This window comes from Serratia sp. YWN4 (assembly GCF_055790845.1).
On record NZ_CM147696.1, the window covers coordinates 824,963 to 844,804 of the forward strand.

Below are 19,842 nucleotides of genomic sequence, written 5' to 3' on the forward strand. Positions count from 1 at the left end.
TAAAAATAAAAATTGAAGATCAATGCGTGTGGAAGTCACGCATAGCAATAATTGACAAAAAAAATCATATCCAGCATTTTCTAGATGCAAACAAGTCGAACCTGTCTGACCTGTTATGCCAAATACTAAGGATCCTGTAGTGACGACCAAAATGTCTGTAGTGCAACAAGCCATTCAAGAGATTGAAACGCGGATTGGTGTTGGGGAATGGGCGGTGGGGCAGCGTCTGCCTTCACAGCATGAGTTGGCAAAAATGCTGGAGCTCAGCCGCGCTTCACTGCGAGAAACGCTCAGTCATCTTGAATCGCGAGGGTTGGTCAGCATCAAGCCAGGGAAAGGGGTGTATGTCACCGCGCGCTTACCCACGGAACAGCGGCAATGGGGGTTTGAAAACTACTCGTTTGCCGAGGTGATGGCCATGCGCCAGCAGCTTGAAGGCTTTGCGGCCGCCCATGCTGCCGTAAACGCAGGGGCGGAAGACATCGTTCTGCTGGAAACCTCGATTGCCGATGCTTATCAGGCGGCAAAACAGGGCGATCTGCTGCTGGTTAAGCTGTGCGATCTGGATTTTCACGCTCAGATCATCCGTATTGCGGGTAATCGCCTGTTGCAAGAGATCATCAAGCTGATTCGTCAACCCTATGAGCAGAGTAAAACCCCGCCGCACGGCAGTTTTGAAGATATGGAACCGGCGCTGGCGGAGCATAAGCGGATTTTTTTAGCCATAAAAATGGGTGAGCCTCATTTAGCGCGGACGGCAATGGAATTGCATCTGCAAAATGCCGCCAGACGCGCCAACGTCCAGCTCAGCAAGCCATTTTAATTAATTCTTCAGGAGCTATCATGATAAAGAAATTCACGTTGAGTGTCGGTGCCACGGTGTTGCTGATGGCGAGCATGGCGAATGCTGCCGAACCGGTAAAAACCCTGAAAGTCTGTACGGAAGCGAGCCCCGATGGCTTTGACTACTCCTTATATCATGCCAACTCCACGGCAGATGCCTCCTCCGAGGCACTGTATAATCGCCTGATTGATTTTAAACCCGGCACCACGGAACTCCGGCCTGCGCTGGCAGAAAGCTGGGAGATTAGCCCAGACGGTAAAACCTATACCTTCCATCTGCGCAAAGATGTGCAGTTCCATACCACGCCCTGGTTTACACCAACGCGTAATATGAATGCGGACGATGTGGTTTATAGCCTGCAACGCCAGATTGACCCGAATAACCCTTGGTATAAAACGGCGGTACAAGGCTGGTTTTATGCTCAGGCGATGGGATTTAAGGAGCTGATTAAATCCGTCGAGCGAGTTGATGACTCTACCGTGCGTATTGAATTGAATCGCCCCGAAGCCCCTTTCTTGGCGGATTTAGCCATGGGCTTTACCTCAATACTTTCGCGTGAATATGCCACCCAGTTAGAAAAAGAAAATAAGCTGCGGGATATGGATGTGAAACCGGTTGGCACTGGGCCATTCGTGTTTAAACGCTATAGCAAAGATCAGATGGTGCGTTATGAGGCGAATCCCACCTATTTCCGTGGCAAGCCAAAAATCGATCAGCTGATTTTCAGTATTGCGCCCGATGCCTCCGTGCGTTTGCAGCGCCTGAAAGCGGGTGAGTGCGATATTATGCTGTATCCAAGCCCGCAGGATTGGCCAGCGCTTGAGGCAGAGAGTAAATTTAATCTGATTAAAGGCCAGGCGCTGACCAGCTCTTATTTGCAGGTGAATACTCAGAAGCCGCCGTTGGATAATAAGCTGGTGCGTCAGGCATTAGCCCTGGCGGTGGATCGTCCTAACCTGATTAAAGTGGTTACCGCCAATGCGGCATCATCAATGACCAACCCGTATCCCCCGTCGCAGTGGAGCTATAATACCGACATCAAACCGCTTGAATTGAATATTGATAAAGCCAAGCAACTGCTGGCAGAAGCCGGGCACCCTAACGGATTTGATATGGATATCTGGGTGCGCCCAGGCACCAGCGGTTCTAACCCGAATCCTAAATTAACCGCTGAAATGTTGCAGGCCGACTTCAAGAAAATTGGCGTCAACGTCAATATCAAAACCATCGAGTGGGGCGAGTTGCTGCGCCGCGCGCGTGACGGCGAACATACTTCGGTGGTATTGGGCTGGGCATCGGATAACGGCGATCCAGATAACTTCCTGTCAAATAATCTCTCCTGTTCAGGGTTGGAAGATGGCAGTAATTTCTCGCGCTGGTGTGATAAACCCTTCGATCAGTTACTGAAAGAGGCTCGGGCAGAATCGGATATCGGCAAGCGTACGGAAATGTATAAGCATGCACAGGTGATCTTCCAGGATAATTTACCCTGGATCCCACTCTTCCATCCGCTTAATGCGTTGGCGGCCAATAAAAAAGTCACCGGGGTAGTGGCCAGCCCATTAACCTTAAATAATTATGCCGATGCGGATATAACTAAATAATATTCGAGAATGGCCGCTGTAATTATTTAATACTGTTGATAAACCTCATTGTCCTTATTTTATAAGGATGGTGAGGCGTTATTTTGAGGAAGACTATGAGCCATGTTCCATTAAAAGAGCAGGTCACTCGTCTGAGCGATCTGCTGAACGTGATTAATTTATTAAACTGGGATGCCAGCACCGGTATGCCAAATGGTGCCAGCATCCATCGTGGGCAACAAATTGCCACCCTGAGCAGCCTGGCACAGAATATGATTTTGTCCGATGAGTTGGCCTCGGCGCTGGCGCAGGAGAAGCAACTGGCGGATTTAACCCTGCATCAGCAGCGATCGCATCAGGCGTTAGACCAGGCGATCGCGCATTATAAAAAAGTCCCTGCCAGCCTGGTAATGGAGCAGGCGCAGTTGGTGGCCGTCGCCGAAGTGGCCTGGCGCGAGGCGCGGGAGCAGAATAAATTCCACCTGTTCCAGCCCTATTTAGAGCAGATTGTTGCTTTAAAGCGCCGCTTTGCCGATGTTGTCGGCTATGAAAACCACCCGTACGAAGCGCTGACGCATGAATATGAACCCGGTTTGACCGTGCCTGCGCTGAAAACCCTGTTTGCCCAGTTGCAGGAGCGTTTATTACCGCTGGTGAAACGGGTGCATGCGGCACCTAAACCTGATAATGCCTTTTTACACCGCCATTTTCCGGTGGCGCAGCAGCGTGAGCTATCTACTCAACTGGCAGCGATGATTGGTTATGATTTCCAACGTGGCCGTCTGGATACCACCACCCATCCGTTTGAAATCTCCATCACCCGCGACGATGTGCGCATTACCACGCGCTTTAACCCGCAATTTATCAACGCCGGATTATTTGGCACCCTGCATGAAGCGGGCCACGCCATTTATGAGCAGAATGTTTCCCCGGCGCTGAGCGGTACGGCACTCACGCTGGATCTGTTTGGCCTGTATGCGGTGGCCGGTGCCAGCTATGGCGTGCATGAGTCGCAGTCGCGCCTGTGGGAAAACCGCGTGGGCCGCTCTCTGCCGTTCTGGCAGAACCATTACGCCACCTTGCAGAGCACCTTCCCCGGCGTGCTGGACGACATTTCGCTGGAGCAGTTCCACCGGGCGATTAACCGTTCGGAGCCGAGCCTGATCCGCGTCGAAGCCGACGAACTGACTTACGATTTCCACGTTATGCTGCGGGTTGAGATCGAGATGGGGCTGATCGACGGCAGTCTGAAGGTCCGCGATTTGCCGGGCTTCTGGGCCGAGAAAATCCAGGCCTATCTGGGGGTGAAACCGACCACGGATACTCAGGGCGTGTTGCAGGATATTCACTGGTCAAAGGGCATGATCGGCTCGTTCCCGACCTACACCCTTGGCAATGTCATGGGCTCACAGTTTATGGCCGCCGCTCTGGAGCAGCAGCCGTCATTAGCCACGGCACTGGCTCAGGGGAATTACGCACCGCTCAAGCAGTGGCTGACGGAAAATATTCTGCAACATGGCCGCACCTATTTACCTCACGAGTTATTACAGCGCGCCACCGGTAAGGGTCTGGATGCCACGCCGTATCTGGATTATCTGGAGCAGAAATTTACCAAGCTGTACCAACTTTAACGAGTGCCAGCCAAGGCTAACGTGTTCCCTCTCCCTTGGGGAGAGGGCTAGGGTGAGGGGGGACATCGCGGAGTTCAAGCCCCTTCCCACAGGTAAACAGAGGGATAAGTCATGAAAATTGCAGATATGAACTGGATGCAGATCGAAAGCTACTTACAGCAGGACGATCGCGTCGTCGTGCCATTGGGCAGCGTTGAACAGCACGCCTATTTAAGCGTTGCCGTGGATATGATCCTGGCAGAGAAAGTGGCGGTGGATGCGGCAGAGCCTTTGGGCATTCCGGTTTATCCGGCCATACCGTTTGGCGTTACGCCTTATTTTGCCGCTTTCCCCGGCACCGTGTCTTTACGCGTCGAAACCTACGTGTGCGTGATCCACGATCTGCTGGACAGCCTGGCTCGCTCAGGTTTCAAACGTATCGTGCTGGTCAACGGCCATGGCGGCAATCAGCCCGCCCACAGCGCGGCAACCGAATGGATGCTCAGCCATCCCGAAGTTAAAGTCCGCTTCTATAACTGGTGGAATGCGCCCAACACCTTGGCCAACGTGCGCTCGGTGGACTCTACCTCTTCTCATGCCAGTTGGATGGAAAACCTGCCTTGGACGCGTTTAGCCAATGCGCCGTGCCCGGATGCGCGTAAAGCGCCGATCGACTATCAGCGTTTCCATGTGATGAATGCGGCAGAGGCCAAAGACTATCTGGGTGACGGCAACTTTGGTGGCTACTATCAACGCCCTGCCGAGGTGGAGGAAGCCATGTGGCAAGTCGCAGTCGCTGAAACCCGCGCGATTCTTGAAGGACCATGGCAATGAGTGATTCACCGATTGTTGTATGGGGCGCAGGTGCCATGGGCGGCACGCTGGCTGCCTACTGGATCCGTGCCGGTAAGAACGTGCTGCTGGTGGACAACAATCCGGCTCATGTGGCGGCGATCAACCAGCACGGGCTGCGCATCAGCGGGCCGATTGAAGAGTTCGTCGTCACCGCCAAAGCGCTGTTACCGGAACAGCTTTTTTCCTGTGATGCGCAGGGCGCGGCGATCCCAAACCAATATCCACGCATTTTCCTCTGTACTAAAGCGCAGCATACCGAGGCCGCCTGCCGGGCTCTGGCACCGCATCTCGCGGCACAGGGCGAAGCGATCTCGGTACAAAACGGCTTAAATGAGCTGATCATTGCTGAGATTGTGGGGGAATCTCGCTGTATCGGCTGCTTTATCAACTTTGGTGCCGATATTTTGGAACCCGGCCACATTCACTATGCCGGGCGCGGTGCGGTGGTGGTGGGCGAACTGAACGGTGCCTTGACGCCCCGGTTGGCCGACATTCTGCAACTGATGCAGGTATTTGAACCAAACGCGCTGCAAACGGAACGGATCTTCAGCTATCTGTGGGGGAAATTGGGCTACGGCGCGCTGCTGTTTGGCACCGCATTGACCAATGAATCCATCGTTGACGTGCTGGCGCATCCTGACTATCGCGCGGTGTTGATCGCCATCGGCAAAGAGGTTTGCGCGGTTGCCGAGGCGGCCAATATCCCGCTGGAAGGATTCAACGGTTTCCATCCCCCGGCGTTCAGCGCCAATGCGCCTTTGGCAGAAAGCCAGGCCTCGATGGATGCGATGGTGGCGTTCAACCGGCGTTCAGCCAAAACCCACAGCGGCATCTGGCGTGATTTAGCCATTCACAAACGTAAAACCGAAGTCGATCAACAGCTCGGCGTCATCGTGCGTGAAGCCGCGCAGCTTGGCATCGCCACGCCGCTGTTGCAGGCGGTGATTGCCGGTATTCATCAGATTGAACAGGGTGCAGCGCTATCCTGGGCCAACCTCGATCGGGTAGCGGCCTTACTCAAAAGGAGTGACCAATGAATCTCGATTTTTCACAGCAGACCATCGTGGTAACCGGTGCAGCACAGGGGATTGGTCGGGCGATTGCCCAGTCTTTCGCCGCGTTGGGCGGCAAGGTGTGGGTATGTGACGTCGATGCCGAAACCTTGGCGATCACCCAGCAGGAGTGTGGTGCCATGACCCAGGCGCGGGTTGTTGACGTTACCGTGCAGGCCGAGGTCAGCGCCTTTGTGGCAGAAGTGGGTAAGGTCGATGTACTGGTGAACTGCGCCGGTGGGGTGCGCGGCCAGGAAGGCCACCCGCTGGAAAACGTGACGGCGCAGCAGTGGCACGCGCTGTTTCAGGTCAACGTGGATAGCACCTTCTGGTTTGCCCAAGCGGTAGCGCCCTCAATGAAAGCCGCCAACTATGGCCGGATCATCAATATCTCCAGCGGGGCAGGGCTGGGTATCAGCCTGACCGGCATCCAGGCCTATGCGGCGGCGAAAGCGGCGCAGATTGGCCTGACCCGCCAGTTGGGGCATGAACTGGGGCCATTCGGTATTACCGTCAACAGCGTTGCGCCGGGGTTTGTGCGTTCCAACCCTAGCAGCGAACGCCAGTGGCAGAAGTTTGGCGAAGCCAGACAACAGGCCATTCTGAGCCAAATCGCCATGCGCCGTTTGGGCAAGGTAGAAGATATTGCCAATGCTGTGCTGTTCTTTGCCTCGCCGGATTCGGGCTGGGTGTCTGGGCAAACGCTGTCGGTGGATGGCGGTAAGTAATGGGCAGGTATTGCGATGATTAAATTTATTATCAAGCGGTTACTGATGCTGATCCCGACGTTTATCGGCATCACCCTGATCACTTTTCTGCTGGTCCGTCTGATCCCCGGCGATCCGGTGGAGATCATGATGGGCGAGCGCGGCCTGGATCCGGCCTATCACGCAGAAATGCTGAAAAAGCTCGGGTTGGACCTGCCGCTGCCGCAGCAGTATTTCAACTATCTGCTCAGCCTGTTGCACGGTGATTTAGGCATCTCGTTAACCTCAAACGAGACCGTGCTGCATGAGTTTTTAACCCTGTTCCCGGCAACGCTGGAACTGGCCACCTTGGCGATGATCCTGGCGATTATCGTTGGTATTCCGATCGGTGTGCTGGCGGCGGTAAAGCGCGGCTCTATTTTTGATCATGGCGTGATGGGGCTGTCGCTAACCGGCTTTTCCATGCCGATCTTCTGGTGGAGCCTGATTCTGATCATGTTCTTTTCGGTACAGCTAGGCTGGACGCCGGTATCGGGGCGCATCGATCTGGATTTCGACATCGAACCGCACAGCGGATTTATGCTGATCGACTCGCTGATCGCGCAATATCAGGATCCCGACGCCAATCAGGGGGCGTTCCTGAATGCCCTGAAACACCTGATCCTGCCTTCGATCGTGCTGGCCACCGTGCCGCTGGCGATTGTTTCGCGCATGACGCGCTCGTCAATGCTGGAAGTGCTGCGTGAAGACTATGTGCGCACTGCCTATGCCAAAGGGCTATCGCCTTTCCGGGTGATCTTCGGCCATACGCTGCGTAACGCGCTGATCCCGGTGCTCACCATTATCGGCCTGAGCGTCAGTTCACTGTTGGGCGGCGCGGTGATGACGGAAACCATCTTTTCCTGGCCCGGCATCGGTAAATGGCTGATTGAAGCCATTGGCCGCCGTGATTATCAGGTGGTGCAGAACGGTATTCTGCTGGTGGCGACGCTGGTGATTATCACCAACCTGCTGGTGGATATTTTATACGGTGTGGTTAATCCGCGTATTCGCCATGCTTAACAGGGCCTGATTATGACTCAGACTATTTTGAATACTCTCGGTGCGGCGGCAGAACAGGACGATCTCTCCAGCAGCTACCCTTCACCGCTGAAAGAGTTTTACCAGAGCTTTTTTGCCAACCGTGGCGCGACCGTGGCGTTCTGCTTCATGCTGCTGGTGCTGATTGCCGCTGTTTTTGCGCCGTGGATCGCGCCCTATGATCCTATTACCCAATACCGCGATCATTTAATGCAGCCACCGATGTGGCAAACCGGCGGCAGCGCCGCTTTTCCTTTAGGCACCGATGAGGTGGGGCGCGATATTCTTTCCCGCTTGATGCACGGCGGGCGGCTATCGCTGTTTATTGGCTTCTGTGCGGTGGTGTTTGCCCTGATCCCGGGGGCGATCCTCGGGCTGCTGGCGGCGTTTTACCCACGCGTTATCGGCATTGCCGTGATGCGGTTAATGGACATCATGATGTCCATGCCTACCCTGCTGCTGGCGGTTGCCATCATGGCGGTGCTGGGCCCAGGCTTGCTCAATGCGATGATCGCCATCGCCATTGCCTCCTTGCCCGGTTACGTGCGCTTGACCCGTGCCTCGGTGATGATGGAACTGCACCGCGACTATGTGACCGCCGCCCGCGTCGGCGGTGCCGGTACGTTGCGCCTGATGTTTTTCACCGTATTGCCAAACTGTATGGCTCCGCTGATTGTGCATATGACCATGAGCTTCTCTTCGGCGATTTTAGAGATTGCCGCGCTCGGCTTTTTAGGATTAGGCATTCAGCCACCGCAGCCTGAGTGGGGAACCATGCTGGCCTCGGCGCGTGAATATATGGAGCGCGCCTGGTGGATCGTCACCATGCCGGGCCTGACGATTTTGCTGTCCGTCGTTTCGATCAACCTGATCGGCGACGGCCTGCGTGACGCATTAGATCCTCGGCTGAAGCAGGCAGGATAAGGTGAACCCATGAGTCTGTTAGCGATTCGTAATCTTTCTGTGGAATTCGGCGCGCGGGCAAAACCGTTTCGCGCCGTAGAAAATGTGAATTTAACCGTCGAAGAGGGGGAGATCGTTGGCATCGTCGGTGAATCCGGTTCGGGCAAATCGGTCACCATGATGGCAATGATGGGGCTGCTGGAAAAGCAGGGGCGGGTGTCTGCCGATATGCTGCAATTCAATGGCAATGACATGCTGAACATGTCGCCGCGCGAGCGCCGCAAAATCATTGGTAAAGACATTGCCATGATTTTTCAGGATCCGATGTCTTCGCTCAATCCCAGCTACACCGTGGGCAGGCAAATCATGGAAGTGCTGACGCTGCACCACGGCCTGAAGGGCAATGCGCTGCGCGATCGTACCATTGAACTGATGACGCTGGTGGAGATCCCCGATCCTGCACGCCGGTTAGAGGCCTACCCGCATCAGTTGTCGGGGGGCATGAGCCAGCGCGTGATGATCGCTATGGCGATCGCCTGTAAGCCTAAGCTGTTGATCGCCGATGAGCCTACCACGGCTCTGGACGTCACCATCCAGGCGCAGGTGATGGAGCTGTTGCTGAACTTGCAGAAAACGCAGGGTATGGCGCTGATCCTGATCACCCACGATCTGGCAGTGGTGGCGGAAATCGCCCATAAAGCAGTGGTGATGTACGCCGGGCAGGTTGCCGAAGTCTCTGCGGTGCCTGCGATCTTCCGTCAGCCGCATCACCCTTATACCCAGGCGTTGTTGAAATCGATCCCTGAACACAGCAAAGGTACGGAACGGCTGTTTACTCTGCCGGGGATCGTGCCGGGGCAATTCGATCGCCCGGTGGGTTGCCTGCTGGCTCCGCGCTGCCCTTATGTGCAGGATCAATGCCGACTTCAGCGGCCAGAACTCAGGGTGATGGAGCACTGTGCCGTCAGGTGTCACTTTCCTCTCAGCGCCGAAGGTCAACGATGAAAACAATATTGCAGGCCACCGATCTGACTCGTCATTATGAGGTTGGCCAAGGTTTCTTGAGTAAACCCCAGCGCGTTAAGGCGCTCAACGGCGTCAGTTTTTCACTGGCAACCGGTAAAACTCTGGCGGTGGTTGGTGAGTCCGGCTGCGGTAAATCAACCCTGGCGCGTCAGTTAACCCTGATCGAAGCGCCAACTTCCGGTTCGCTGGTGCTGGACGGGCAGGACGTGGTGGGGGCCAACGCCGCCCAGCGCAAGGCAATGCGTAGCAAAGTGCAGATGGTGTTTCAAAATCCCTATGCTTCGTTAAACCCACGTAGCAAAATTGGCACACAGCTGAGCGATCCGCTGGTGATCAATACCTCACTCAATGCCAAAGAGCGCGAAGAGCGGGTGCGTATAATGATGGCGAAAGTGGGGCTGCGCCCGGAACATTATCAGCGCTATCCGCATATGTTTTCCGGCGGGCAGCGGCAGCGGATCGCCATCGCGCGCGCCATGATGCTCAATCCGAAGATTGTGATTGCGGATGAACCCACTTCGGCGCTGGATGTTTCTATTCAGGCGCAGGTACTGAACCTGTTTATGGATCTACAGGCGGAATTTAATACCACCTATGTGTTTATTTCCCATAACCTTTCTGTAGTGGAGCATGTGGCGCACGACGTGATGGTGATGTATCTGGGGCGTGCGGTTGAGATCGCCAGCAAAACCGCGCTGTATGCGCAGCCGTTGCACCCCTATACCAAAGCGCTGCTATCGGCGACGCCGACCATCTACCCGGAAGATCGGAAAATAAAGATTAAAATCATGGGGGAATTGCCCAGTCCGTTGAATCTGCCTGCTGGCTGCGCTTTCCATAAGCGCTGCCCGTTTGCCGATGAACGCTGCCAGCACGATGAGCCGCAGTTACGCGCTTTTGGCGCTACTCAGGTGGCTTGCCATCACGTTGAGAGAATTAATTGATCGTTTCAGGCCGTTGGTAGCAATGGTCTGTAATCAACCACTTATTAAGGTTATCAAATGCATGTCATAAAACCCGTAATCGTTATTCATGGTGGAGCAGGGACCATCAGCCGCCAGGCGGTTACCGCAGAAAAAGAGCAGGAATATCATGCCGCCTTGCGCAACATTTTGCTGGCGAGCCAGCAGGTTCTCACTGCGGGCGGCAGCGCCGTCGATGCGGTGACCCTGGCGGTAACCCTGCTGGAAGACTGCCCGCTATTCAACGCCGGTAAAGGCGCGGTCTTTACCCATGCGGAAACCCATGAGTTGGATGCGGCGATCATGCGCGGCGAAGATCTGCAAGCGGGTGCGGTTTCTTGCGTCAGCCAGATTAAAAACCCGATCAAAGCCGCGCGCGCGATTATGGAGCACAGCGAGCATGTGCTGTTTGTCGGCGCTGGAGCCGAGGATTTTGCCCAGCAGCACGGTCTGGAACGGGTGGACAGCAGCTACTTCTTTACCGAAGCACGCCGTGAGCAACTTTATCGGGTGCGGGATCATCAGGGGGGCACTGCGCTCGATCACAGTGGCGAAGCCTTAACCGTACAACCCGCGCCAATTGATGAAGAGCAGAAGTTTGGCACCGTGGGTGCTGTGGCGCTCGATAGCCAGGGTAATCTGGCAGCGGCGACCTCCACCGGCGGGATGACCAATAAGCAGGTCGGCCGCGTTGGCGACAGCCCGATTTTTGGCGCTGGAACCTATGCGGATAATCACACCGCTGCTATTTCCTGCACCGGCACCGGCGAAACCTTTATGCGCCTGCTTAGCGCCTATGATGTTTGTGCATTGATGCGCTATGCGGGTTTATCCCTTGAACAGGCCACCAATAAGGTGGTGATGGAAAAGCTACCGTCGATTGGCGGAGAGGGCGGCCTGATTGCCGTCGATGCAGAAGGCAATATCAGCCTCAGCTTTAACAGTGAAGGGATGTACCGTGGTTACGCCTATGCGGGGGAAGAGGATGTGGTCACCGCGATTTTTAAATAAGTGCTCAGGGGCGAGCCAAAGCGTGGGGATTTGTGACACGAATCACCGATCTCAGTCAGCTTATCAAATGATTTCTTCTGATTTTGGATGTTAACGGAATGTAGGCTCGTGGATGGCGGTAAAACACTGTGTTAGGATGATTTGCCGCCATTTCAGGCACTCACTATAACTCTAAAAGGATGCCCCTATGCTTTTAAATAATCGAAAGATTTTTGTCGCCGTTGCCGCAGCCTTATTTGCGGTAAGCAGCTATGCGGCTACGCCGAAATCGGTGGCTATCGTCTCGATCGTGGACCATCCGGCGCTGGATGCGACGCGTGATGGAGTCATTGATGAATTAAAAGCCGCAGGCTATGACCAGAATAAGGTCAAGATTCAATTCCAGAGTGCGCAGGGGAATATGGCTACCGCCGGGCAGATCGCGCGTAAGTTTATCGGTGACAAGCCCGATGCGATAGTGGCGATCTCAACCCCGGCAGCCCAGTCGGTGATTGCCGCCACCAAAACCATTCCGGTAGTGTTTACTACGGTGACGGATCCGGTAGCGGCCAAGCTGGTCAAAAGCTGGGAGCCAAGCGGCACCAACGTGACCGGGGTTTCTGACCGCGTCGCCATGGGCCCGCAGGTGGATCTGATTTTAAAGGTTAAACCAGACGCCAAGCGGGTTGGTATGGTATTCAGCCCTGGTGAAGTCAATTCGACGGTAGTGGTGAAAGAGCTGAAAGAGGAATTAACCAAACGCGGTATGACTCTGGTTGAGGCTCCGGCAGCGCGCACCGTTGACGTGAGCCCGGCGGCGAAAAGCCTGGTGGGTAAAGTCGATGTGATCTACACCAACACCGATAACAACGTGATCTCCACCTATGAGTCGCTGGTGGCTGTGGCGAATCAGGCCAAGATCCCGCTGATCGCTGGCGACAACAGCGTTGCCAAACGCGGCGCGGCGGCGGCGCTGGGGATGAGCTATTACGATCTGGGGCGGCAGACCGGTAAAATCGTTGTGCGCCTGTTAGAGGGTGAAAAACCTGGCACCATTGCGCCAGAAGTAGGCAATAAGCTCAGCCTGAGTGTGAACCCAGCCGCCGCGCAGAAGCAGGGCGTTACCCTGCCTGCGGATCTGGTGCAGTCAGCGCAGGAAGTGATCAAGTAACGTTCCGTATTTGCATAGTTGTTTATACCCAAAATAATTCGAGTTGCTTGTAGGCGGCAACTGAGTGAAACCCTGGGAGCATAGATAAACTATGTGACCAGGGTGAACGAAGGCGGCCAACACCCAAGCAACTTGAAGTATGAAGGGTATATTCTAGGGAATGGCCCGCCAGATCTGGTGGGCCAAGGTTTTTTATGAGGTTTGCATGTCGTTAATTTCCCTGATGGGGGCTTTGGAGATCGGCCTGATCTTTGCGCTGGTGGCGCTTGGAGTGCTGATTTCCTTTCGTTTACTCAACTTTCCCGATTTGACCGCTGACGGCAGTTTCCCCTTAGGCGGTGCCGTTGCCGCAGTCATGATCGTCAGTGGTTATAATCCTTGGCTGGCTTGTGGGCTAGCGGCTATCGCCGGGGCTGGTGCGGGTTGTCTGACCGCCTGGCTGCATGTGCGGCTCGGTATTCTGCAACTGTTGGCCAGTATTCTGGTGATGATTGCCCTGTACTCCATCAATCTGCGCATTATGGGTGCGCCTAACCTGGCGCTCATTGGCTTGCCGAGCGTGTTCACACCTTTCATCAGTCAGGTTGAAGATAATGCCTGGCTGATTCAGCCGTTGCTGCTGCTGGTCGTCGTGCTGCTGGTTAAGCTGGCGCTGGATGCGTTCCTGACATCCGAAATCGGCCTGGCTCTGCGGGCGACCGGCGCGAATCCGCGTATGGCGCGCGCTCAGGGTATTGCCACCAATCGGCTGACGGTGCTCGGCATGGCGCTCTCTAATGCGCTGATTGCGCTGGCCGGAGCGTTGTATGTACAAACCCAGGGCGGTGCCGATATCTCTATGGGGATTGGCACCATCGTGGTTGGGCTGGCGGCGGTGATCATCGGCGAGACGCTGTTGCCTGCTCGTAGCCTTTATCTGATCACCCTGGCGACGTTGCTGGGGGCATTGTTATACCGCCTGATGATCGCGCTGGCGCTGAATGCCGACTTTATTGGCCTGCAAGCGCAGGATCTGAACTTGATCACCGCAGTATTGGTTACGCTGGCACTGGTTCTGCCGAAGTTGAAACAGAAATTGAAAAGCAAGCAAGGAAGGCGATCATCATGATGCGTGCCGAGCAGTTGTTTAAAACCTTTAATCCCGGCACTCCGCTGGAGAACCCGGTATTGCGGGGGCTGTCTCTGAACATTGAAGCCGGGCAGTTTGTTACGGTGATTGGCAGCAACGGGGCGGGGAAATCCACGCTGCTCAATGCGGTCAGCGGTGATATTACCCCCGATAGCGGTCAGCTGTTTATTGGCGAGCAGGACGTCACCGCAATGCCCGCCTGGCGCCGTGCTGGCATGGTGGCTCGGGTATTCCAGGATCCGCTGGCGGGAACCTGTGAAGGCTTGAGCATAGAAGAGAATCTGGCGCTGGCGCTGCAACGTGGTCAAGCCCGCGGGTTTCAACGCGCGGTCAAAAACCAACAGCGTGAACTGTTTCGTGACAAGCTGGCCACGCTGGAGTTGGGGTTGGAGAATCGCTTAGGCGATCACATGGGGCTGCTCTCCGGTGGGCAGCGGCAGGCGGTAAGCCTGTTGATGGCCTCGTTACAGCCTTCCCGGTTACTGCTGCTGGATGAACATACGGCGGCGCTCGATCCTAAAACGGCGGCCTTTGTCTTGGCATTGACCGACCGTATTGTTGCCGAGCAGCAACTGACGGTGCTGATGGTGACACACTCGATGCGCCAGGCGCTGGACCATGGTCATCGAACGGTAATGCTGCATCAGGGGCGCGTGGTGCTGGATATCAGCGGTAAGCAGCGGGCAAACATGCAGGTGACCGATCTGCTGGAGATGTTTGAAAAAACGCGCGGCGAAAAGCTGGATGATGACGGGTTACTGCTGAGCTAAGCCGGTCTGTTGGATTTGCTGCTATACCCGTCAAGGGGATAGCAGCACCCTTGCCAGCGGGTTCGCGGGATAACGATCTCCACGATTTTATGGCCATAGTGGCAAATGTGGCGTCTTCGTAACACCCTAAAGCAATGGTTACTTCAAACCGAAAATAGGGCGGAAACTTCAACAAGCCTCCTCGCTTACCCGCCACTATTTTTAGTGCACAACATGGAAAAAATGAAACCGTGACATATAGTTATCATTGTTACCAAGCCGGTCTAGCTTGTGTCATGTGGTTTATTTTTAAAGTAAATCAATGAATTTAATCTTTCAGTTTAACTATTGTGCAGGCACAGCCTAGATCAAAAAATATCTATTATGTTTTATTTGATGTTAAGGAACGCTAATGACCGCACATTTACTGACTATTTGGGATGTTCTGGCAACGACATTCTCGCTATTCTTTTTTATTGCCTACCTGTTTATTCTGTTCCAAGTCGTGTCCGATCTTTTTCGAGATCACGAGCTAAGCGGTTTTTATAAGGCCGTCTGGATTATCTTCCTGCTGTTCATCCCGCTGTTAACCTCGCTGGTTTACCTGATTACACGTGGCAAAGGGATGGCTGAGCGGCATCGTGCATCGGTGCAAAAAAATGTTTCTGCGACCAAAGAGTATATCCGTGAAGTTGCGGGCAAATCACCCGCCGAGCAAATTTCGGATGCCAAAAAGCTGTGGGATGAAGGGGTTATTACAGAAAGTGAATATTTGCAACTTAAGGCCAAAGCATTAGCCTGATATTTTTAGCTGCTTCTCTTGAGTAAGCGCAGCCTATTGCCAGACTGCGCTTTCATAGAAATAGAATGTGCCACCTGCTCACCCGTAATGGTCAAGTATTACTGCTTTGTAAACACACCAACTTTAGTTCCAGGTAGTTTTTACGATCCTGACCCCGCCCTATCGAAAGTCTGCCATAATAATAACGATTTTATCGAGTTACAGGCTTTTTTTCGTCATTCATTTTTTATATGAATCAATAAGATAAAAGCTAGGCCCGATCGCGATTTCTGAGTGGGAATACCTGACGCCACGAGAAAACGAGCATTTACACTTTTTCCGGCAATAGCAGGTCACAACCTCAAAGGTGGGTTTATGACATACATGCCAAAATTGAGTCAATTAAGAGTCTTTGAAGCGATTATAAAATGCGGCAGCATGCATGCTGCCGCCAGAATGCTTAAGCAAACACAACCTGCGGTGACACGCAGTTTGAGAGAGTTAGAGCAGATACTGGGGACCCCTCTTATTATACGTGGGGTAAACGGTATTATCCTTACTGACATGGGCAAGCTTTTTGAACCTCGAATGAGGTTGGTCTTAAGTGAGTTGAAACGTGCGGTTGATGAGATAGGTCAGATGACCCAATCCACGCAGGGCTCGGTTTCTTTTGGTTGCTCCCTTTTGCCAAGTTGCAGCCTTCTCCCCACCGTCATAGAAAGGTTTCACGAAGTGCTGAATAAAGAGGCTCGTATTACCATGACCGAAGGACAGCTTTCTGATTTGCTGCCTTCGCTGCGCTTGGGAAAACTGGATTTCTTTATTGGCGTCACTCCCCCTGATCTTTATCTGAATGAGTTTATTGTGGAACCCCTGCTGACAACCGCGTTCTGCGTTATTGCCAGGAAAGGGCACCCACTGGCAGGCAGCACTTCATTACATGAATTACGTGATGCTAAATGGTATTTACCGATGTCTGAAGCTGGGTATTATGCCGACCTTGAATCACAATTATTCCCCGAGGGGAGAAATAGCAATATTTCTATTTTATTCAGTGACTCACTAGCAATAGGAGAACATCTTATTATTAACTCCGATTATCTTTTTATTGGGCCTGAAATGATGCTTACCCAACCTCACAATGAGAAAGCCTTCTGCAAGGTTCCGGTGAGTGAAAAACTTCCCGATGGCATTTTTAGTTTGATATACAGCAAAAAAACGGCGATGACGCCCGTTGCCAAACAGTTGGCAGATGAAATTCGTTATCAATGTAAAATCTGTACGTAATTGGGGGGTGAGATAGGCGCTGTATAAGTGTGTGGGCTGGTCATATGGGCAGTGAGTCAACGTAAATCGCCATGTTTCACGCAGCAGTTCCGCCACACGTAGGATTATGCTTACGACACTATCTACGACACTATGAGACCATATTCTACGGGTGAAATAATCTACAGGGGTAAGGTATATCTTATTTTTTTAGGCGGCGCATATCTGTCTAAAATATCAGCATATTAGAGGGTGCATGCAGGTAGCCAAATTTTAACGGTACATAAAGCATATAAAATAATAAAAATTCTCATAAATAATTCTTTTGTTGTATTTTTTATTCTGTTATTTTTTTGTATTAAAAATCATCAATAAAATTTATGTGGATTTTGTAAATCAGTAGGTTATGTTGTTTGTTTGGTGGCTGTATTTCTATGAATCATTAGATTTATTTAAAAAAAACAGTTTTTTTATCATTGATAAAAAATAGCCTCTTCACAGTTGAATAGAAAAATCTTATAGTACACGCATTATGATTAAGGTATTAGGATAGATATTATCCTGCTTGCTACTTTACATCGTATAATAACGTGTTGATTTTTCTCTTATTGGATAAAATGAACGTAATACCCTGCTTTAGAGCAATTGACCTTTTTCATTCTGCTCAATACAAAGGCGAAAAATCGCTCTACCTAAAGGTAGATCGGGTAAGCATTAAAAAAGCCAGTGTGCAAAATTGCGATGGGTGAGATTACCCCGTTGAAATGAAAGTCAACTCAGTCAAACTAATTCTGGGGTGCTGGCAGAGGGGAGATATCAATCTGGCAGTGCTGAGTTTCTGCCGAAGAGGCGTTGTACCAATTGTATGATTATTAACCGCGGCGTGCTGGGCAAACGATTACGTTGATTTGATTAAAGCGCTCCATCTGTTTGCCGTGCCTAATGAGTCATGTTACATAATTATTAGCTTGCCTCTCATTATGATACTGAAGCTTTGCCATCAAGGGTTTTGGAGGTATGGAGCATACTATAGTCGTCTGCCGTAACTCTTATAGGTAGGGGAAATGGATGATACGCCACGCTAAATAACTGCGCCTAATACCGCTCCACTTTTGCCAAGCCAGGTTTATTGCCTGGGAATGGTGAAGCAGCTTTCATAAACTGGCCCACGTTTTTCAGCAGTTGCCACATCGTCCGGCAACGGTGATTACGTGTCACTGTTTCATGTAATGCCAACCACAAGAGCTCTATCCTGTTTACCCATGGTGAGTAAACAGGCTGATAAATAACAATAAACTTCGGGTTGTTCTTCAACCAGCCCAAGGTTTCTTTACTCTTGTGAATGATGTAATTATCGACAATCAGCGTAACAGTTTTGGCACTTCGGTAGGTGCTTTTCAGCTTGCGCAACAAACTAATGAATAAGCCTGAGTTTTTGTGTGTTCCACTGACATAATCAACTCTACCGGTTCCTGCATGAAGGGCTCCCGCGAGATAATGTTTTTCATTCTTACCCGGTGTCGGGATGCGTTTCTGTTGACCCTTTTTCTGCCAGTCTGCACCTATTTTAGGGTTTAAGTCGATATCCACCTCGTCTTCGTAAAAGACAGGATGTTCAGGACTGTTATTTTTCAATGCGGTATCGATAGCTGCCAGTTTCTCCTCTTTATCAGGATCTTTGATATGTAATGTCGGGGCCGCTCTGCGCCACACAATCCCAACCCTTGGCAACCAGCGACGAAGTGAGCCAGGGTGTAACGTCGAGTTAAATAACTTATTAATTTCAATCGTTAACATCTCAGTGCTCCACCGAGAGCGCAGATAACCAAAGTCCTGAGGAGAACGCTGAATGAGCAAATCAAGCATCTTCAACATTGCCTCAGTAGGCCATTTTATGGGACGTCCAGGTGAGAGACTTTTCAATCCTTCATAGCCGCATAATGTGAACAAATTGACCCATCGCCCGACAGAGGAACGGGCGGCACACAAGGTTTTGGCCACGTAAGTAGACGTTTCGCCACGGTGTAACATCAACATGGCGATAAGGCGTCTGGCATGATTTTTATCTGGTGTTTTCTGGATGATTTTTTGCATCTGGCGTCGTTCATGTCGGGGGATGGGTGCTATGATCGGCATTGCTCAGTCCGGTTGTGAGGGTTTGTGATGTTTGGCGATTGATCAGATCGCTCAAACCGGATTGAGTTCCCTTCAGTGATCTACTATTAGGCGCAGGTATTTAGTCTTTGGAATAATAGTAATATATTGATAATTAAGTAAATTATCATCATCACTTTGTTGTGAAAAGGAATAGAGCAGAATGGTACAGGCACGTCTTGACAAACAGATAAATCTTAACTGATGCTTTTTATTTAATTTATTGATTTTAAATAAAAAAAATAAAAAATCTAGTTGTTTAATCTTTTTTTTTCAAAAATTCAGAACTTTTGGTTGATGGAGTATTTCTAGTATTGACATAATAAAATCATATTGAATATAAAATGTGCAACTTTAAACGCCTTGAAATTTATTAATTTCAGCATTAAATGCTGAAATGTGTTTTTTAAGAACAGGCAAAATTATTGTTTTAGATAAGTTGCTATGAAGAAAATGATTTATATAATAAGCGACTCAAGGGTGGGTTGTTATTTTTATTATTAAAAGGGAAATAATGAACCGAGATTTGTGTGGAAATGGGAAGTAGACTCTATGGCTTTCTGCTTGATGATAATATTCTATTCAACATTGCTAGTAGAAAACTTTTTTATTACAGTGACGAACCCTCTGAGCACTCCATTTTTTTCAAGGCTGTCTCTTTAAATGAAACTCAATCTCGGTTGTTAATTTGCTTGCTGATAAATAGCCAAAATGCAGTCATTGATAAAAATGACATTATGAAAAATGTGTGGGAAGAGTTTAGTTTATCAGCGTCTAATCAACGACTTTGGCAAACGATCAATGAATTAAGAAAAAAGCTCTCATCTATTGGTCTTCCTGACGATTTTATTGGGAGTGTACATGGCATTGGCTACTCCATAGGGAGCTCTAAAGTCAATTCATTACATATTATATAAATTTTGCTCTATTAATATCAGAGCAAGCTCAACATACCTATATCCTATATATATAGGTATAAA

The 19,842-nt window shown here is 51.4% G+C and carries 18 protein-coding genes; 17 read left to right on the plus strand and 1 reads right to left on the minus strand.

Going from position 1 to position 19,842, the window contains the following annotated elements; genetic code table 11:
- Positions 1-139 precede the first annotated feature (139 nt).
- The 16 genes from ACX9GT_RS03855 (at position 140) to ACX9GT_RS03930 (ending at position 16,729) form a co-directional block, all read left to right on the plus strand.
- The gene (locus tag ACX9GT_RS03855) at positions 140-823 is read left to right on the plus strand and encodes a FadR/GntR family transcriptional regulator (RefSeq protein WP_473189896.1); all 684 of its coding nucleotides are present in this window, start codon (positions 140-142) and stop codon (positions 821-823) included.
- 20 nt (positions 824-843) lie between these two features.
- A complete protein-coding gene (locus ACX9GT_RS03860; protein ID WP_473189897.1) occupies positions 844-2,448 on the plus strand; it encodes an ABC transporter substrate-binding protein in 1,605 nt (534 codons plus the stop codon).
- A gap of 95 nt (positions 2,449-2,543) precedes the next feature.
- On the plus strand, positions 2,544-4,058 hold the full coding sequence (locus tag ACX9GT_RS03865) for a carboxypeptidase M32 (protein WP_473189898.1): 1,515 nt from the start codon (positions 2,544-2,546) through the stop codon (positions 4,056-4,058).
- 111 nt (positions 4,059-4,169) lie between these two features.
- Positions 4,170-4,871 (plus strand): creatininase family protein, encoded by a 702-nt coding sequence (locus ACX9GT_RS03870; protein ID WP_473189899.1) that lies wholly within the window; start codon positions 4,170-4,172, stop codon positions 4,869-4,871.
- Positions 4,868-5,929, plus strand: coding sequence for a ketopantoate reductase family protein (locus ACX9GT_RS03875; protein WP_473189900.1), 1,062 nt, complete (start codon positions 4,868-4,870; stop codon positions 5,927-5,929). The genes ACX9GT_RS03870 and ACX9GT_RS03875 overlap by 4 nt, the downstream gene beginning before the upstream one ends.
- Positions 5,926-6,672, plus strand: coding sequence for an SDR family NAD(P)-dependent oxidoreductase (locus ACX9GT_RS03880; protein ID WP_473189901.1), 747 nt, complete (start codon positions 5,926-5,928; stop codon positions 6,670-6,672). The genes ACX9GT_RS03875 and ACX9GT_RS03880 overlap by 4 nt, the downstream gene beginning before the upstream one ends.
- Positions 6,673-6,687: 15 nt before the next feature.
- The gene (locus ACX9GT_RS03885) at positions 6,688-7,713 is read left to right on the plus strand and encodes an ABC transporter permease subunit (RefSeq protein ID WP_459399981.1); all 1,026 of its coding nucleotides are present in this window, start codon (positions 6,688-6,690) and stop codon (positions 7,711-7,713) included.
- A gap of 12 nt (positions 7,714-7,725) precedes the next feature.
- On the plus strand, positions 7,726-8,655 hold the full coding sequence (locus tag ACX9GT_RS03890) for an ABC transporter permease subunit (RefSeq protein WP_473189902.1): 930 nt from the start codon (positions 7,726-7,728) through the stop codon (positions 8,653-8,655).
- A 9-nt stretch (positions 8,656-8,664) separates the two neighbouring features.
- On the plus strand, positions 8,665-9,639 hold the full coding sequence (locus ACX9GT_RS03895; protein WP_473189903.1) for an ABC transporter ATP-binding protein: 975 nt from the start codon (positions 8,665-8,667) through the stop codon (positions 9,637-9,639).
- Entirely contained in the window at positions 9,636-10,604 is a 969-nt protein-coding gene (locus ACX9GT_RS03900) for a peptide ABC transporter ATP-binding protein (RefSeq protein WP_473189904.1), read from the plus strand. Before ACX9GT_RS03895 ends, ACX9GT_RS03900 begins: the two co-directional genes overlap by 4 nt.
- A 57-nt stretch (positions 10,605-10,661) precedes the next feature.
- Positions 10,662-11,633, plus strand: a complete 972-nt coding sequence (locus ACX9GT_RS03905; RefSeq protein ID WP_473189905.1) for an isoaspartyl peptidase/L-asparaginase family protein — start codon at positions 10,662-10,664, stop codon at positions 11,631-11,633.
- Between the two features lie 187 nt (positions 11,634-11,820).
- A complete protein-coding gene (locus ACX9GT_RS03910; protein ID WP_473189906.1) occupies positions 11,821-12,783 on the plus strand; it encodes an ABC transporter substrate-binding protein in 963 nt (320 codons plus the stop codon).
- 205 nt (positions 12,784-12,988) lie between these two features.
- Positions 12,989-13,891 carry an ABC transporter permease gene (locus ACX9GT_RS03915; protein ID WP_473189907.1) on the plus strand — a complete coding sequence of 301 codons (903 nt, stop codon included), beginning with the start codon at positions 12,989-12,991 and terminating at the stop codon, positions 13,889-13,891.
- A complete protein-coding gene (locus tag ACX9GT_RS03920) occupies positions 13,888-14,682 on the plus strand; it encodes an ABC transporter ATP-binding protein (RefSeq protein WP_473189908.1) in 795 nt (264 codons plus the stop codon). The genes ACX9GT_RS03915 and ACX9GT_RS03920 overlap by 4 nt, the downstream gene beginning before the upstream one ends.
- A 391-nt stretch (positions 14,683-15,073) precedes the next feature.
- Positions 15,074-15,463, plus strand: coding sequence for a PLDc N-terminal domain-containing protein (locus tag ACX9GT_RS03925; RefSeq protein ID WP_473189909.1), 390 nt, complete (start codon positions 15,074-15,076; stop codon positions 15,461-15,463).
- A gap of 354 nt (positions 15,464-15,817) precedes the next feature.
- Positions 15,818-16,729, plus strand: coding sequence for a LysR substrate-binding domain-containing protein (locus tag ACX9GT_RS03930; RefSeq protein WP_473189910.1), 912 nt, complete (start codon positions 15,818-15,820; stop codon positions 16,727-16,729).
- 1,074 nt (positions 16,730-17,803) lie between these two features.
- On the opposite strand, the gene ACX9GT_RS03935 is transcribed toward ACX9GT_RS03930, so the two are convergent.
- Positions 17,804-18,844, minus strand: a complete 1,041-nt coding sequence (locus tag ACX9GT_RS03935; protein WP_473189911.1) for an IS630 family transposase — start codon at positions 18,842-18,844, stop codon at positions 17,804-17,806.
- A gap of 554 nt (positions 18,845-19,398) precedes the next feature.
- Between ACX9GT_RS03935 and ACX9GT_RS03940 the strand changes: the two genes are divergently transcribed.
- A complete protein-coding gene (locus ACX9GT_RS03940; RefSeq protein WP_473191502.1) occupies positions 19,399-19,779 on the plus strand; it encodes a winged helix-turn-helix domain-containing protein in 381 nt (126 codons plus the stop codon).
- Positions 19,780-19,842 lie beyond the last annotated feature (63 nt).